The 16,977-nt window shown below is 40.9% G+C and carries 10 protein-coding genes, 2 rRNA genes and 1 pseudogene; 7 read left to right on the top strand and 6 right to left on the bottom strand.

The window, feature by feature from the left end; translation table 11 throughout:
• Positions 1-145 precede the first annotated feature (145 nt).
• Positions 146-1,600: an NADP-dependent glyceraldehyde-3-phosphate dehydrogenase gene (locus tag QNH17_RS28220; protein ID WP_283876605.1), complete on the bottom strand. Its 1,455-nt coding sequence runs from the start codon at positions 1,598-1,600 to the stop codon at positions 146-148.
• A 629-nt stretch (positions 1,601-2,229) separates the two neighbouring features.
• Here QNH17_RS28220 and QNH17_RS28215 point away from each other — a divergent pair.
• The gene (locus tag QNH17_RS28215) at positions 2,230-3,474 is read left to right on the top strand and encodes an SH3 domain-containing protein (protein ID WP_283876604.1); all 1,245 of its coding nucleotides are present in this window, start codon (positions 2,230-2,232) and stop codon (positions 3,472-3,474) included.
• 815 nt (positions 3,475-4,289) lie between these two features.
• Here the strand turns inward: QNH17_RS28215 and QNH17_RS28210 are convergent.
• Genes QNH17_RS28210 through QNH17_RS28200 form a run of 3 tightly spaced genes read right to left on the bottom strand, consistent with a single transcriptional unit; the run spans position 4,290 to position 6,040 of the window.
• Positions 4,290-4,880, bottom strand: coding sequence for an MFS transporter (locus QNH17_RS28210; protein WP_283876603.1), 591 nt, complete (start codon positions 4,878-4,880; stop codon positions 4,290-4,292).
• 4 nt (positions 4,881-4,884) lie between these two features.
• Entirely contained in the window at positions 4,885-5,529 is a 645-nt protein-coding gene (locus QNH17_RS28205) for a PspA/IM30 family protein (protein WP_283876602.1), read from the bottom strand.
• Between the two features lies 1 nt (position 5,530).
• Positions 5,531-6,040: a hypothetical protein gene (locus QNH17_RS28200; protein WP_283876601.1), complete on the bottom strand. Its 510-nt coding sequence runs from the start codon at positions 6,038-6,040 to the stop codon at positions 5,531-5,533.
• Between the two features lie 197 nt (positions 6,041-6,237).
• Here QNH17_RS28200 and QNH17_RS28195 point away from each other — a divergent pair, with 197 nt between their 5' ends.
• From QNH17_RS28195 to QNH17_RS28180, 4 genes are all read left to right on the top strand, one after another.
• Positions 6,238-6,801, top strand: coding sequence for a nucleotidyltransferase family protein (locus QNH17_RS28195; protein ID WP_283879619.1), 564 nt, complete (start codon positions 6,238-6,240; stop codon positions 6,799-6,801).
• Between the two features lie 637 nt (positions 6,802-7,438).
• On the top strand, positions 7,439-8,518 hold the full coding sequence (locus QNH17_RS28190) for a nitric oxide synthase oxygenase (protein WP_283876600.1): 1,080 nt from the start codon (positions 7,439-7,441) through the stop codon (positions 8,516-8,518).
• Positions 8,519-8,831: 313 nt separating this feature from the next.
• Positions 8,832-9,458, top strand: coding sequence for a DUF3885 domain-containing protein (locus tag QNH17_RS28185; protein WP_283876599.1), 627 nt, complete (start codon positions 8,832-8,834; stop codon positions 9,456-9,458).
• 180 nt (positions 9,459-9,638) lie between these two features.
• A complete protein-coding gene (locus QNH17_RS28180; RefSeq protein WP_283876598.1) occupies positions 9,639-10,178 on the top strand; it encodes a hypothetical protein in 540 nt (179 codons plus the stop codon).
• A 56-nt stretch (positions 10,179-10,234) separates the two neighbouring features.
• Here the strand turns inward: QNH17_RS28180 and QNH17_RS30125 are convergent.
• Both QNH17_RS30125 and QNH17_RS28175 read right to left on the bottom strand, forming a co-directional pair.
• Positions 10,235-10,342: pseudogene (locus tag QNH17_RS30125) on the bottom strand (DNA gyrase subunit A); the annotation flags it as partial.
• Positions 10,343-10,674: 332 nt separating this feature from the next.
• Complete coding sequence (locus tag QNH17_RS28175; protein ID WP_283876597.1) at positions 10,675-11,730, bottom strand: DUF3231 family protein; 1,056 nt, start codon at positions 11,728-11,730, stop codon at positions 10,675-10,677.
• Positions 11,731-12,300: 570 nt separating this feature from the next.
• On the opposite strand from QNH17_RS28175, the gene QNH17_RS28170 reads away from it, so the two are divergent.
• Positions 12,301-13,838, top strand: a 16S ribosomal RNA gene (locus QNH17_RS28170).
• Positions 13,839-14,036: 198 nt separating this feature from the next.
• Positions 14,037-16,971 (top strand): 23S ribosomal RNA (locus tag QNH17_RS28165).
• The 16S and 23S rRNA genes sit together here, the layout of an rRNA operon.
• Positions 16,972-16,977 lie beyond the last annotated feature (6 nt).

Raw genomic sequence — 16,977 nt, 5'->3', positions numbered from 1 at the left:
CAACTCCTTTTATTTGGTGGAACCCCTGGAATTTCTGGTGCCAATGCAACGTAAATTGCATTTAAAGCTTCCAAGGGAAATTAACAAAGAAGGGCCAACAAGGCCCCTTTAGTAGGAATTAAAGTTACAATTTTTCAACTTTAAATTAATAAGTAAGATTTAATACAGTTACTTTTTCACGCGTCATCGATTCAATGCTCTTGCGGATACCTTGCGCACCCATTCCGGATCCTTTTACACCGATAAATGGGAAATGATCCGGGCCGCGTTCGGTACGTCCGTTTATTTGAACTGAGCCTGTTTCAATTTTATTCGCAATCGCAAATGCTTTATTAATATCCTTGGTAAAAACACTTGCCTGTAAGCCAAATTCAGATTCATTCGCAATATTAATCGCTTCTTCATCAGAGGATACACGGATTATTGGAAGCACAGGTCCGAACGGTTCCTCCCAAGCTACGGTCATGTCTTCTGTCACATTATCAAGAAGAGTAGGGTAAATTAAATTTTGTTCACGCCTATTTCCTGTTACAAGGGTTGCGCCTTTTTCAATGGCATCCTCAATTAATCCTTGAACAAAGTCAGCAGACTGTTTATCAATTAACGGGACAACCGTGCTGCCGTCTTCCGGGGAACCTACCACCAGTTTTTCAATTTCTTCTTTTAAAATCGAAGCAAGCTGGTCCGCAACACTGTCATGAACTAATACGCGTTTAATCGCTGTGCAACGCTGACCGGAATAAGAAAATGCACCGCTGATAATATGTTTCGCCGCTTCATTTAAATCAGCATCTTCACGCACAATACCAGGATCTTTCCCACCAAGCTCAAGTACAAGTGGAATCATGCCCGCTATTTTCGCTAAGCGAGTTCCGGTATTTGTGCCACCTGTAAAGGAAATCATATTAATTCCTTTATGCTCCACCAAGTAATCACCAATAACCGAACCACGACCTGTCACGATATTGACAAGACCTTTTGGAAAGTTTGCTTTGTGAAGAGCCTCAATCATTTTTATCCCGCTGATCGCGCCTTGTGTAGCAGGTTTAAAGATGACTGCATTCCCGGAAATAAGTGCAGGTGCCAGTTTAGCAGCAGCTAAATTGACCGGATAGTTAAATGGAGGGATGGCTAGGACTATTCCAAGTGGAACACGATCAACAATCGCAATCTTAGACTTAGAACCGCCCGGGAAGCTATCTCCCTTTAAACTCTCTCCTTTCATATGCATCGCTTCTTCTACCGTGTATCGAATGAAACCGGCAGTACGTACGACTTCACTCTTTGCATCATTAAAACTTTTCCCAACTTCTTTCATAATGATTTCAGCAATTTCCTCTTGCATGTTTTCTAATTCATCTGCCCATTGATACAAAAATTTTGCCCGTTCTTGAAGTGAAGTATCTGCCCAATTTTTTTGGGCTATATGAGCATAATAAATTGCCTCATCTACCTCTTCAGTTGTAATCGCCTGTACTTCTCCAAGGACTTCATAAAGATAAGGTGACGTGATTTTAATTGTTTCACCAGACTTACTTTCTCTCCATTCCCCATTTATATAAAAAGGATAAGCTGTTAAGGATAATACGTTTGTTGGCATAATAAATCCTCCTTGAATTTTTTTAATATATTTTGAATATATTGCAACAAAATGTATTGGGACATAATTTGTCCTATATAGACATAAAATGTCCCGATTGGTGTAAAAAAAATATTCTTGTTACTATTTTATTCTTGCAAAATCAGTCATTCCGTCATTGGGACTACTTTAGATTATATTTTTTTAAGATTTCAATTTTCCATTTCCATAAAAGCTTGGAATCTTACCAAAAATATTATGGATTATATTTAGAAAAATAAAAATAGTTTCTACAAAAGATATCAAAACATTACAAAAATAGACAAAATTCAATTATTATAAATCCTAACTATCCATAGATCAAAAATTCTAAGAAAACTAATAGTATGCCCTTCAAATTCATATGCAAATTGATAGCCATTTTATATTACATTTTCGGTGTTTTATATAAAAAATAGATTTAAGAAAGAATTGTCGGTTCTTTTATTTTTTAGTCCAAAATTTTCTTATATCACTAAAATATGGTCAAAAAATGCTGGATGCTGTCGAATCTTACAGTGGGGGGTAAATGGTCATGGGCCGCATTTAGTGTTAGACACATGATCGTCCCCTTAAGACAGCGACAAAAGGGAATAGGAGAAATAGTGAATATGACGAACGATTTATTTGTAAATGGTAAATTAGCCCTTAACAGGAAAGAGACTCATGGAAAAAGCAAGCAATTAAGTGCACCAGAGTTCACTTCGAGAATGGAAAAACGCGAATATGATCAAAGAGTCAGTTATTTTGATATTCGCAATGTATTAGATATCAAAGGATTCTTAAAAGATATTCGTGCCAATTGGAATACATATGTATCACAGGTTAACCAAATGATTCAAAATAGCCCAGTAAAAAAACTAGTCGTGACGGGGATTTTTACCGTTGTCCTTAGCTTTTTTTCCAGCACAGCCAATGCGGCATTTATTCAGGAATATACATATCAGGTAAAAAGCGGCGAAAAAATCGAAGCGATTGCGGCAGCACATGGAGTAACCGTGCATGGAATTTTAGAGGCCAATGGACTGACTTCCATTAACGGTAAAAAAATTCTTTTACCAAAAGTACATAATAGAACAGTGAATGCGACAACCCTAAATGTCCGGTCACATCCGACGACAGACAGCAGTATCATAGGAACCTATAAAAAAGGGGAAGTTGTCAAGGTTTCATTCGTCGAAAACGGCTGGGCAGGCATTCTGATCAAAGGAAGAGTTTGTTTTGTGAGTGCTAGTTTTCTTACCACACCAGGTGAAACGACGAAGCCAGCTATCACTCAAGCCAAAACGATGTATGTAAATGCGACAACATTAAAAGTGAGAGACGCTGCCTCTACGAGTGGTACGGTAATAGGTACGTTAAAATTAAACGATCAAGTGTCGGTGAAATCGTCTAGTAAAGGATGGGCGCAGATTCAATTCAACGGCAAAGCAGCGTTTGTCAGCGAAACCTACTTAACTATGAACAAACCGGCCACAACAAAACCAAGTTCAGCTACGTATGTGATCAAGCCCGGTGACACGTTTATTAAAATCAGTAAAGCCTTAAATATCTCAGTCTCATCCATTCAGGAGCTAAATCCAACCGTTGACCCTATAAGCTTGAAAATCGGGCAAAAGATTAACATCCCTGCCAATAGTGAAGCTGCCACAACTAATCAAATAAAAGTATCAGCGCAACTTCAAGCCGTAGACCTTAATGGAACATTTCGTTTTAGTACGGCGAATGGAAACACGTATACTGCCAAAGCATCAGGAAAGTTGATAAAGGAATTAGTAGAACATTTTGGGCAGAAAGTAACTCTAACCCTTGAAGGGAAACGGGGTCAGCAAATGACTTTACTCGCTATTCAATAAAAAAGTTAGCCTCAGCTGTGAGGCTAACTTTTTTTACGTTATATTGCCTTACGGTACATGTAAGAGGAATAACTGCTGTAAATCTTCTTTCCACTTACCGTTTTATAGGCTCTCACTTTGTAATAATACGTTCTTCCTTTTTTTAACCCTTTGTTCGTATAACTCAAGGTTGAACCAGAAACGGTTCCGACTTTCACATAGGATCCTTTCGAAGAAGAAGCCCTGATACAATGGACATATAGTAGGAAAAAACTAGGATAATTTTAAAAGTTGTTAGATAATGAAAAATACATATTGTCGGAATGTACAATACCAATCATCTGTTACGACTTGGATTGTTGCTTTCATAGATTCGCCCATTGTACATCGAAATTCGCTCATTGAGGCTGAAAATTCGCTCATTGTACATTGGAATCCGCTCATTAATCACCATAATTCGCCCATACACTAGTTAAGTCGTTAGAAAAATCATGAGATTTATAGTTTAAGAGGTAGATTTACCCGGAATGAAGCATTGATGAGATTGACAAAACCCTGAAATATGTCATAAATACCAAAAGTTTTGGTTGATTTCCAATTATTATCCAGTAAATGTCGTAAGTTTCGCAAAACACGTCATAAGTGCTTTGAAATATGTCATAAATCTCTTAAAATGTGTCATAAGTATCAAAAATTATGTCATAAGTAATTACAAATCCACATAAATTCTAATTGAACTCCATAAAATGTAATATAAAGAATAATAAAAAGGCTGCCGAAAGTTTTTCGACAGCCTGAAGGCCTCTATATAGCACTATTTCGGCCTTTTCGTTTCACTATGCCTGTAATTTCTCCATCCTCTTAAATGCCTGTCCCCAATCATCAACAGGACTGGCCCCTTTATCAGGTGCCGGATGATTTCGCGGTTCTACTGATTCCACTTTCGACTGGACTCTACCACCCATCCAATATTTTTTACCCATCCAATAGACTAGCGAGCCAGCAACCATCACAGGTAGGAGGGGAAGAAAGCCAATGAAGCTAAGACAATAGCCTAACCATTTTTTCTTGCCAAACTTGCGAAGGTACCAGCCTGTTAGTAATGCAGCGAGTGTTATGGCGGCAAATAAAATACTGAACAAAACGAACTCATCCGCACTTATCCCTAACGGTGTGCTCAATGGTGAAACCATTGCTGCTACACTATCTGGTACGAAAGCCTGTCCCTGCTCGATTATGTTTGATTTCAGATCAGTCCCCAAGTTTTTTATCAAATCAGTACCTTGACTGATTATGTCCTGAATAAAGGCGTGGATCACTCCACCAGGTTTGGCATATTGCATGCCAAGAAATAGTACAACAACGCTTAAAACAAAAGCTCCAAGCAGCCAGCGCCAACCTTTCCTCTTCTTTTTCGATTCCTTCATAATGTTACTTACTTTCCTTCAGTTGGGCCAATTCACGTTCTACCGCTTCCTGTATTTCCAAGTTTACAGGTGGGGCAGATGGGATAAAGTAGGAAGCGGCCAACGCCTGTGCCTCTAATTGCTGGACATAATCTTCCACTCGGTTGAATCCCTTTAAGGCATTGTCCGTGTTGAAGGAAGCAATCGCTGCTTGCAACTGCTCTTGCGCTTTTGCCGCATGTGCACGTGAGAGGAGCACTAGACGCCTGTTTGCTAATTCGTTGTATTTTTCAAGTAATACATCAATTTGATCACGGAGCGTAGACGTCAGCTGTTTCATTGCCGCATACTGCTCTGCATAGAGTTTCAGTTTGGCTTCCTCTTTTAACTTTTCTTGAAGAGCAATCCTTGCGATTGTGTCCTCACCGTTTGCAACGGCAAGCTCTGCTTGGCGAGTACGTTTTGCAACCAAAACTTGTGCCTCTGCAACCAGTAGCCCATGACGTTTTTCTAAGTACAATTGCTGTACTAACGCATCCTTTGTCTGATCCACCTGCTCGTCCAATTCCCGCATATATTGATTCATTAAACTGATTGGATCTTCCACCTTATCCAGGACTTCATGTATATCTGCCATCACCATTGCTTTTCCTCGATTAAAAATACCCATTTTACTTTTCCTCCTTAGAAAGATTCTTTTCCCATGTATCCAAAATTTGTGAGTTGTTGTTTACCACAGGTGCCGTGTAGCCGATGGGGCTGAACTCTTTTGATTTAGTGGAGCCAACTTTCTTAAACAACAAGTAAGCACCCGCGCCAATCGCTAGAAACGGAAGGGCTGCCTTTAAAGCGGTGACAAGGCCAACACCGATTAATCCGTAACCAGCCCATTTTTTCCATACTTTATCTCCAGCATGTTTGCGAAGTGAGATACCAAAGAGTGCAATCCCGGCACCGATAAGGGTTTTTGTCCAACCAAAGTCAAATCCAAATCCATGCCTGCCTCCATGTCCCATCATGCCAGGACCTTGACCGCCTTGCATCATCCCTTGGCCAGCACCTGCCTGCATCATGTCATGACCGCCGAAGTGACCAAAGTGCCCAAATCCCCGAAGTAGATGTGAACCTGCCCAAATCGTAGCTGCGCCAACTGGAAGCCAAAATAACCATTTTTTCTTCATATTAACATTCCTCCCAAACTGAAATTGATGATTTATCATTTGTTGTTTTCTTGTTTACAAGAATGATTATGTCTGACGAGCCTTAACTTTTTCTTAACGCAAAATAATAGTTTCTAGAGAATCAGGTTGGGAAGGATTAGTATCCAAGGTTAAAGAATATTGAAAGGAATACATTGGATGAGGAGTCCGTTTAAGTGATGAATGAAGAAAGAATTAAGATGCTTATTAAAGAAGATCAATGGATGATGGAAATACTGAAATGTGCAAAATCATTGAATTTACCGGATTGGTGGATTTGTGCTGGTTTTGTTCGTTCGAAAATATGGGATACTTTACACCATTTCAAGGAAAGAACGCCGATCCCAGATATTGATGTCATATATTTTGATCCTACTATTATTGATGAAATAGAGGAAAAGATTCTGGAAGAAAGACTTAAATCCTTGAACCCTGCCATTCCATGGTCTGTAAAAAATGAAGCAAGAATGCACATGAAAAGCAATGTACCGCCCTATACATCCTCTGTTGATGCAATCTCGAAGTTTCCGGAAACAGCGACAGCTTTAGGAGTGAAATTGGATGAAAATGACCATGTTATCCTAACGGCTCCATGGGGCATTAGTGATGTCGTCAATTTGATAGTAAAACCGACCCCTTTGTTTACAGAGACGAAAGAAAGAGTAGAAATCTACGAAAATCGCATCACAAAAAAGAAGTGGAAAGCGACTTGGAGTAAATTGGAGGTTTTTCATAGTACGTAATTCCAAAGGGAATGGTAATAAGATACACCATATTTTTATAAGGATTAATGAGCAATATAGGAGAGATTGTGAAGGAGTGTACTTAAGCTATCCGAGCAAGATAGTTTAATAAGGGATTTATTTTTTTAGGTCGAACTTGACCGATATTTTGAAGGAGCAAAATAAGTCTCAAAAAATAACCAAAGTACCCTTTAGGGTACTCCGGTAATGGTTGAAATAATAGGAGTAGTGACCCAGGAAAAATAAACTATTTTATTTAAATGCATAATTAAATAAGCCGAAATATAAAGGTCCAACTAAGAAAATTAAAGTAATTCCGATAATTGCTAGTTTAATAGATTGAGGTGTATCATCGTCACCTTTAACCTCTTCATTGAACTTTTTGAAACTAAAATAAACATCCCATGACAAACCAATTACAAATACAAATTTCCATACAAGATGAGTAAGAAGCTGTGTATTAGTAACATAACCAAATAAACCTATCCTGTGCTAACGGAGTAGGATTGTTGAAATGGGATGGAAATCTCTTTGGGTTAAATGGTAAAGTTGATTTTGAAACAATATTATTTGTTTAGGATTGGATCTTTTTTACATAATAGGATATTATCTGCCATATACCCAAGGAGGATTTGTTTTGATTACTGATTTACTAAAGGAAGCTGAGGAATTTATCCGGACCTGTTATAGAGAATTAAATAAAACAGAGCAGGAAGTGGAACATAGATTGAATGAATTGAATGAACAGATACGGAATAAAGGTTTTTATGAACACACCAACCTAGAGCTTGAATATGGGGCAAAAATGGCTTGGCGTAATAGTAACCGTTGTATAGGAAGATTATTTTGGGATCAATTAAACGTGATCGATAAGAGGAACCTAAAGACAGAAGAAGAAATTATCGAAGCCTTATTTGAACACATTGAATATGCAACGAATAAGGGTCGAATACGCCCTACAATCACCATTTTTTCACAAAAAGCTTCGAACCAAAAAGTTCGTATATGGAATAACCAATTAATTCGCTATGCAGGTTACAAAACGGAACATGGTGTTTTAGGGGATCCACACTCCATTTCCTTTACCGAGACCTGTATAGATTTAGGATGGGAACCGAAGTTTGGAAATTTCGATGTTTTACCCTTAGTTGTTCAAATAAATGATCATCATCCAAAAGTAGCCCAGATTCCAGAAAAGCTTCTTCTCGAAGTGCCAATTCGTCATCCCAATTACAAATGGTTTAATGATTTAAATTTGAAATGGTATGCAGTACCAATGATCTCGGATATGATTTTAGAAATTGGCGGCATTACGTATACCGCTGCTCCTTTTAATGGCTGGTATATGGGGACTGAGATAGGGGCAAGGAACTTTGCGGATGAATCGCGGTATAATATGCTTCCTCAAATAGGAAAATTAATGGGGTTGGACATAAAAAGTAATATATCTTTATGGAAGGATAGGGCACTCTTAGAATTGAATACTGCAGTTTTACATTCCTTTAAGGAGGATGGGGTTAGTATTGTAGACCATCATACGGCTGCACAACAATTCAAAAAATTCGAAGAAAAAGAAAGGGCAAGTGAAAGATCTATTACAGGCGACTGGACGTGGCTTATTCCACCACTGTCACCAGCTGCAACTCATATTTTCCACAAACCATATAATAATGACATTAAAAAACCCAATTATTTTTATCAACCTAACCCATATTAATTTTTTAGTGTAGTCCACAAAAATCTTCGTTTTATAATTTAATATTCTGGTTTGTCAATGATGCTTATTAACTAACAGTGTAGGATGCCTAAATAATGCATCTACTCTTCCTTGTTCGATTAACGAGTTAGATTGTGAAATACTGTACTTAAAGTAACGGGTGTTTGAGTTTAAGATGGAGTTGTGATCGCAGCTCCTTTTTCTTGTTGAACTAATGAAGCAGTGTAGTTTAAGAAGGAAACTTATATAGAGATATCGAATTTACAAGCAGAATGGAGATCAAATACAGAATTTATATTAGGGAGTAATTCCAATGAAAGAAAAAATATTGAAGTACATAGATAATAATTTTCCTAACTTAACAAGTGATGTGCATCTAAGGTTTGAACTAGGTGAGCCATATGAAAACGGAACAAATGAAAGAATTAATCAAGTTGTTACGAGAGTTACTACATTGTTTGAAGAAGTGTTCAAGCCTGATGATTTTATATATGTTTATATAAAAGATTGGGAAGTAACAGAGGATATTATGTTTGGAAAAACCACTCCAGAATACGTATATGATTTATTAAGTAACTTAAATATAGAAGAGGAAATTTTATTTGATATAGATGAGGATTATGATGATATAACGGGTCAAACAATAGAAATAAAGAATGAATACAAAGTGAAAATTGTATATTCACAATTAAAGTCTATTACCTACAAGGAAATACTTGAAGGTATAGGAAATTATGAACAAGGAAGAGAACCTTCTATTGGACAATCTGTTTACTTTATTAGCACCGAAAAGGGCATAATATTTCATATGTATGATGATAGAGGTTGTTTAATACATTCTAATGAAGTTGAGAAATTGGTACATTTGTATCATAAATATAATAATTGGTTAGTTGATTATTGGCGGGATTATATAGATAGCATTTTCAAGAAGTCATAATCTTCCTTATTGAGGTAACGGGGTGCTTTAGTTAAACACTGGGGTACGGTATCGGAACGTTAATTTAGTAAGGGGTATTTGAGATAAAGAATTATCAACGAAGGCGATCTTATTTTCTTATTTGACTAACGGAGCCGTGCTGGATTTTTGTAGAATAAAGATATGAGGGGGGATTGGTTTATGGTAATTAAGAATAAAAAAATCCTTTATGTTGTTTTAGTAATCATAGTACTTATTTTAATAACATTCATATTAAACGCTACGAAGAGAGAGTATGGTAATGATGAAGAATCCATTTTAAAGGTGATTAGATCTATTGATGGATATAACTATCAATCTATAAAAATATTAGAAATTAAGGATATAAAAAATGAGCGGATTGTTCCATTTTTATTAAATAATAATCCTGGTTATATTCAGTTTACCAAGAATAAAAGAGGGAACTATGAATGGAATCATATTGAGAAGATGGAAAATCAGTCTTTCGCTTCGTTCCTGGTCAAACTCAAAGGTGGGGAGTTACCTAATTTAAAGTTTTTGTTCGTGACTAATGAAGAAAATGGGATTGCAAAAGTGGAATTAGACGTGAACGGACAAATCTTTAAAAAGGAACTTAAAGTACACGAAAGTTCAGTAGCGTGGATTGATTTGCCTAAACATAAATCTGCGGAATATAAATATAAGTATTATGATGAAAATGGGAATTTAATCGAAGAATAGGCTTTATTTATACAAAGGACATTATTGGTTCTTGAACTAAACCAGCTAATAGTTTAGGGCTTGTCTGAATGCATTCCAAGATCATGCTTAGCATATAGAATACGACGATGAACTGGTTTCAATCCATCCCGAACATCTGGAAGGGCCCGTGAAACGATCCAAGATTAATAAAAAGTGTTATTACATTAATGGGTAGCATTACTGGAACAACGGTAATGCTGTTTCTTATTGAAGTAACGGGGGAGGTTAGTTGAAAAATAATGGTGGTAAAATGCATAAAAAGAACGCAATTTTTCATCAGAAGACGAAAAAGCGTTCCTAGAAAACTCGAAATGATCGCTTTATTAAAATTGGATTGAATATTTACCAGAAATTCAAGGAATATAAACAAAATGCCTTTTATATACTTTTGATTTAGTATTTGTCCAAAACCAGGTAATGCGATAGACCATAAAAGTTTTTCAAACGCATTCTTATTCACTTTTATCTTCCTAATTTAAGTCTGATTCCCTGGTGAAGATTCAGAGAGTTTCTTTCGATCCGGAGCTGTAAATGGTTCTTCCACCCACCCATGTTCAATCATCATATTTAGACCATCATTGTTATACTTTCCAGCTGCAGGGATGAAACCCATAATCAATGCTGCTAAATCGTGCCTCATCATTTGTCCAAGGGCAGTACCCAAGTTGGTAAGGGCTATACTTCCTGCTAATGACCCATGATACATCATAAGTTTATCTGAAAAAGGAGAACTGGTTGAATCTGTTATATGTGCATCCATTAATTTAGGAGAGGGTAAGTCCTGATTTGTTAATTGTACGGATAACCCTGTAATTTGTTTACCTGCAAGTTTTGCACCTTCTTGAAAGTATTTTCTAATTTTCTCAGAAGAGGCAACTTGGCTAAAACCTAACATTAATGATTTACCTAATACATTAGTATTGATTAGAAAATGTATCTGTTTAATCTCAGGTGCGGTAAGTGGTCTATCTCTTCCAGTAAATATTGATATAAATGATTTTTCCTCAACAAAATCAACCTTTTTAGCATAAGGAATAGTTGGGGAATTTATATCCATTCCTTTAGAAAGTAATAAATGGATTCCTCTTTCATAAGTTTCTGCTGAATCATTAATATTGTTTCTAAAATAATTCATAATATCTTGTCTACTAGCATTTCCATAAGCACCACTATAAATTGTCATTGATATACTTGCCATTTGTGTAGTATAAAAAATCATGAACATATCACTAAATAGGCGGGGTGCATCTTTTCGAACATCCTGTTCCCCGTAACCAACAGGTATAGGTATTTTTTCCATAGCAAAAATATCACTTATTTGCTTAACATGTCTCTTAGAAAGTGCTAATGCAAATTCTACATAATCTTTAACCTCATCGTCTTCGACGACTTGAAGAAAATGTTCGAAAACACAAGAAAACATACTATCTCCCTGAAAGTTAGCAAACAAATCTGCTAGTTCTGAAGCAGTTAATTTTTTGTTTTGCTGATGTTCCGTAATCTGTGCTTCAACAAATGTATTCCTATCCATCTTGTTCCTCCCACTTCTTGTTAAAGGTATTATTCTCGTTTAACAGATAAATATTTAAATTTCTTCCAATTGTTACATTAAGCACAATTTCAATTACCATTAATTCATTTGTTGAAAGAGTTTGTGAAAATCTACACTTAAAATAACGGGTAGCGTTTCTTAAAGAATAATATGGATGCGGAGAGTTAATTAGTGAGTCCAAGCTGTGAAGAAATTATGAAACAGTTGTTAGAAAAAGTACGAACTTCCTTATATAATTATGGGTTAGAGTATGATGCATTTAAAAACTTCTTTATATGTTTAAACTTTTTTGCAAAAAGAAGTTGACTTACATGCAGATTATTTGTTATATTAATATTCGTCGCTGAGGCGGCGAAGTTAATTTAAAAAAGAAATTGACTTCTACGAAGCGAAATGTTAAGATTAATTTCGTTGTCGCTGATTGAAGTGATGTATTGTTCTTTGAAAACTAAACAAACAAAATCGTGCAAACAAACAATTATTATCGTGTTTCTTCTATATATAATAGCAAGAACATGAGCCAACGTAACTTTTATGAGCTAATCAACTTTCTTGGAGAGTTTGATCCTGGCTCAGGACGAACGCTGGCGGCGTGCCTAATACATGCAAGTCGAGCGAGACTCTTCGGAGTCTAGCGGCGGACGGGTGAGTAACACGTGGGCAACCTGCCTGTAAGACTGGGATAACACCGGGAAACCGGTGCTAATACCGGATAATCCTTTTCCTCTCATGAGGAAAAGCTGAAAGTCGGTTTCGGCTGACACTTACAGATGGGCCCGCGGCGCATTAGCTAGTTGGTGAGGTAACGGCTCACCAAGGCGACGATGCGTAGCCGACCTGAGAGGGTGATCGGCCACACTGGGACTGAGACACGGCCCAGACTCCTACGGGAGGCAGCAGTAGGGAATCTTCCACAATGGACGAAAGTCTGATGGAGCAACGCCGCGTGAGCGATGAAGGCCTTCGGGTCGTAAAGCTCTGTTGTTAGGGAAGAACAAGTACCGGAGTAACTGCCGGTACCTTGACGGTACCTAACCAGAAAGCCACGGCTAACTACGTGCCAGCAGCCGCGGTAATACGTAGGTGGCAAGCGTTGTCCGGAATTATTGGGCGTAAAGCGCGCGCAGGCGGTCCTTTAAGTCTGATGTGAAAGCCCACGGCTCAACCGTGGAGGGTCATTGGAAACTGGGGGACTTGAGTGCAGAAGAGGAAAGCGGAATTCCACGTGTAGCGGTGAAATGCGTAGAGATGTGGAGGAACACCAGTGGCGAAGGCGGCTTTCTGGTCTGTAACTGACGCTGAGGCGCGAAAGCGTGGGGAGCAAACAGGATTAGATACCCTGGTAGTCCACGCCGTAAACGATGAGTGCTAAGTGTTAGAGGGTTTCCGCCCTTTAGTGCTGCAGCTAACGCATTAAGCACTCCGCCTGGGGAGTACGGCCGCAAGGCTGAAACTCAAAGGAATTGACGGGGGCCCGCACAAGCGGTGGAGCATGTGGTTTAATTCGAAGCAACGCGAAGAACCTTACCAGGTCTTGACATCCTCTGACACTCCTAGAGATAGGATTTTCCCCTTCGGGGGACAGAGTGACAGGTGGTGCATGGTTGTCGTCAGCTCGTGTCGTGAGATGTTGGGTTAAGTCCCGCAACGAGCGCAACCCTTGATCTTAGTTGCCAGCATTCAGTTGGGCACTCTAAGGTGACTGCCGGTGACAAACCGGAGGAAGGTGGGGATGACGTCAAATCATCATGCCCCTTATGACCTGGGCTACACACGTGCTACAATGGATGGTACAAAGGGCTGCAAGACCGCGAGGTTTAGCCAATCCCATAAAACCATTCTCAGTTCGGATTGCAGGCTGCAACTCGCCTGCATGAAGCCGGAATCGCTAGTAATCGCGGATCAGCATGCCGCGGTGAATACGTTCCCGGGCCTTGTACACACCGCCCGTCACACCACGAGAGTTTGTAACACCCGAAGTCGGTGGGGTAACCGTAAGGAGCCAGCCGCCTAAGGTGGGACAGATGATTGGGGTGAAGTCGTAACAAGGTAGCCGTATCGGAAGGTGCGGCTGGATCACCTCCTTTCTAAGGATAAAGCTGGACCTGTGAGCCAGACAAAACAGTTTGTGCATCGATCTTTGTTTGTTTAGTTTTGAGAGTGCAATTCTCTCAAACCATTCGTTCTTTGAAAACTAGATAATCGTAATGAAGAAGCAAAGTAAACATCGAGTAATCGCCATTTTAGTTTTTCTCTCTTATTTAGTAAGAGTTATAAACCTTTTAGGTTAAGTTAGAAAGGGCGCACGGTGAATGCCTTGGCACTAGGAGCCGATGAAGGACGGGACTAACACCGATATGCTTCGGGGAGCTGTAAGTAAGCTTTGATCCGGAGATTTCCGAATGGGGGAACCCACTGTTCGTAATGGAACAGTATCTTTACCTGAATACATAGGGTATTGATGGCATACCCGGGGAACTGAAACATCTAAGTACCCGGAGGAAGAGAAAGCAAACGCGATTCCCTGAGTAGCGGCGAGCGAAACGGGACATAGCCCAAACCAAGAGGCTTGCCTCTTGGGGTTGTAGGACACTCAACATGGAGTTACAAAGGAACGGGGTAGATGAAGCGACCTGGAAAGGTCCGTCAGAGAAGGTAAAAACCCTGTAGTCGAAACTTCGTTCCCTCCTGAGTGGATCCTGAGTACGGCCGGACACGTGAAATCCGGTCGGAAGCAGGGAGGACCATCTCCCAAGGCTAAATACTCCCTAGTGACCGATAGTGAACCAGTACCGTGAGGGAAAGGTGAAAAGCACCCCGGAAGGGGAGTGAAATAGTTCCTGAAACCGTGTGCCTACAAGTAGTCAGAGCCCGTTCATGGGTGATGGCGTGCCTTTTGTAGAATGAACCGGCGAGTTACGATCCCATGCAAGGTTAAGTTGAAGAGACGGAGCCGCAGCGAAAGCGAGTCTGAATAGGGCGTATGAGTATGTGGTCGTAGACCCGAAACCAGGTGATCTACCCATGTCCAGGGTGAAGTCCAGGTAACACTGGATGGAGGCCCGAACCCACGCACGTTGAAAAGTGCGGGGATGAGGTGTGGGTAGCGGAGAAATTCCAATCGAACTTGGAGATAGCTGGTTCTCTCCGAAATAGCTTTAGGGCTAGCCTCACGTAGTAAGAGTCTTGGAGGTAGAGCACTGTTTGGACTAGGGGCCCTCATCGGGTTACCGAATTCAGACAAACTCCGAATGCCAAAGACTTATCCGTGGGAGTCAGACTGCGAGTGATAAGATCCGTAGTCAAAAGGGAAACAGCCCAGACCACCAGCTAAGGTCCCAAAGTATACGTTAAGTGGAAAAGGATGTGGAGTTGCTTAGACAACCAGGATGTTGGCTTAGAAGCAGCCACCATTTAAAGAGTGCGTAATAGCTCACTGGTCGAGTGACTCTGCGCCGAAAATGTACCGGGGCTAAACGTATCACCGAAGCTGTGGATTGACATCTTTGATGTCAGTGGTAGGAGAGCGTTCTAAGGGCGTTGAAGCTAGACCGTAAGGACTGGTGGAGCGCTTAGAAGTGAGAATGCCGGTATGAGTAGCGAAAGATGAGTGAGAATCTCATCCACCGAATGCCTAAGGTTTCCTGAGGAAGGCTCGTCCGCTCAGGGTTAGTCGGGACCTAAGCCGAGGCCGAAAGGCGTAGGCGATGGATAACAGGTTGATATTCCTGTACCACCTCTTTATCGTTTGAGCAATGGGGGGACGCAGGAGGATAGGGTAAGCGCGCTGTTGGATATGCGCGTCTAAGCAGTTAGGCTGAGAGGTAGGCAAATCCGCCTCTCGCGAAGGCTGAGCTGTGATAGCGAGGGAAATTTAGTACCGAAGTTCCTGATTCCACACTGCCAAGAAAAGCCTCTAGCGAGATAAAAGGTGCCCGTACCGCAAACCGACACAGGTAGGCGAGGAGAGAATCCTAAGGTGAGCGAGAGAACTCTCGTTAAGGAACTCGGCAAAATGACCCCGTAACTTCGGGAGAAGGGGTGCTTTTTGAGGTGAATAGCCTCGAAGAGCCGCAGTGAATAGGCCCAGGCGACTGTTTAGCAAAAACACAGGTCTCTGCGAAGCCGCAAGGCGAAGTATAGGGGCTGACGCCTGCCCGGTGCTGGAAGGTTAAGAGGAGGGGTTAGCGCAAGCGAAGCTCTGAATCGAAGCCCCAGTAAACGGCGGCCGTAACTATAACGGTCCTAAGGTAGCGAAATTCCTTGTCGGGTAAGTTCCGACCCGCACGAAAGGCGTAACGATCTGGGCACTGTCTCAACGAGAGACTCGGTGAAATTATAGTACCTGTGAAGATGCAGGTTACCCGCGACAGGACGGAAAGACCCCGTGGAGCTTTACTGTAGCCTGATATTGAATTTTGGTACAGCTTGTACAGGATAGGTAGGAGCCTGAGAAGCCGGAGCGCTAGCTTCGGTGGAGGCGTCGGTGGGATACTACCCTGGCTGTATTGAAATTCTAACCCGCACCCCTGATCGGGGTGGGAGACAGTGTCAGGTGGGCAGTTTGACTGGGGCGGTCGCCTCCTAAAAAGTAACGGAGGCGCCCAAAGGTTCCCTCAGAATGGTTGGAAATCATTCGCAGAGTGTAAAGGCACAAGGGAGCTTGACTGCGAGACCTACAAGTCGAGCAGGGACGAAAGTCGGGCTTAGTGATCCGGTGGTTCCGCATGGAAGGGCCATCGCTCAACGGATAAAAGCTACCCCGGGGATAACAGGCTTATCTCCCCCAAGAGTCCACATCGACGGGGAGGTTTGGCACCTCGATGTCGGCTCATCGCATCCTGGGGCTGTAGTCGGTCCCAAGGGTTGGGCTGTTCGCCCATTAAAGCGGTACGCGAGCTGGGTTCAGAACGTCGTGAGACAGTTCGGTCCCTATCCGTCGTGGGCGCAGGAAATTTGAGAGGAGCTGTCCTTAGTACGAGAGGACCGGGATGGACGCACCGCTGGTGTACCAGTTGTTCTGCCAAGAGCATCGCTGGGTAGCTATGTGCGGACGGGATAAGTGCTGAAAGCATCTAAGCATGAAGCCCCCCTCAAGATGAGATTTCCCATAGCGCAAGCTAGTAAGAACCCTGAAAGATGATCAGGTTGATAGGTCAGAGGTGGAAGCGTGGTAACATGTGGAGCTGACTGATACTAATCGTTCGAGGACTTAACCATTTTTAA

This window comes from Neobacillus sp. SuZ13, from assembly GCF_030123365.1.
GTDB lineage: Bacteria > Bacillota > Bacilli > Bacillales > Cytobacillaceae > Neobacillus.
The sequence above is the reverse complement of the archived record's forward strand: the minus strand, read 5'-3'. Positions and strand labels throughout refer to the sequence as shown.

Excerpts from the sequence above, each read along its gene's own strand:
- QNH17_RS28205 (WP_283876602.1), bottom strand. The coding sequence starts at position 5,529 with ATGGGTATTTTTAATCGAGGAAAAGCAATGGTGATGGCAGATATACAT.
- QNH17_RS28220 (WP_283876605.1), bottom strand. The coding sequence starts at position 1,600 with ATGCCAACAAACGTATTATCCTTAACAGCTTATCCTTTTTATATAAAT.
- QNH17_RS28175 (WP_283876597.1), bottom strand. The coding sequence starts at position 11,730 with ATGGATAGGAATACATTTGTTGAAGCACAGATTACGGAACATCAGCAA.
- QNH17_RS28185 (WP_283876599.1), top strand. The coding sequence starts at position 8,832 with ATGAAAGAAAAAATATTGAAGTACATAGATAATAATTTTCCTAACTTA.
- QNH17_RS28210 (WP_283876603.1), bottom strand. The coding sequence starts at position 4,880 with ATGAAGGAATCGAAAAAGAAGAGGAAAGGTTGGCGCTGGCTGCTTGGA.
- QNH17_RS28195 (WP_283879619.1), top strand. The coding sequence starts at position 6,238 with ATGAATGAAGAAAGAATTAAGATGCTTATTAAAGAAGATCAATGGATG.
- QNH17_RS28180 (WP_283876598.1), top strand. The coding sequence starts at position 9,639 with ATGGTAATTAAGAATAAAAAAATCCTTTATGTTGTTTTAGTAATCATA.
- QNH17_RS28200 (WP_283876601.1), bottom strand. The coding sequence starts at position 6,040 with ATGAAGAAAAAATGGTTATTTTGGCTTCCAGTTGGCGCAGCTACGATT.
- QNH17_RS28215 (WP_283876604.1), top strand. The coding sequence starts at position 2,230 with ATGACGAACGATTTATTTGTAAATGGTAAATTAGCCCTTAACAGGAAA.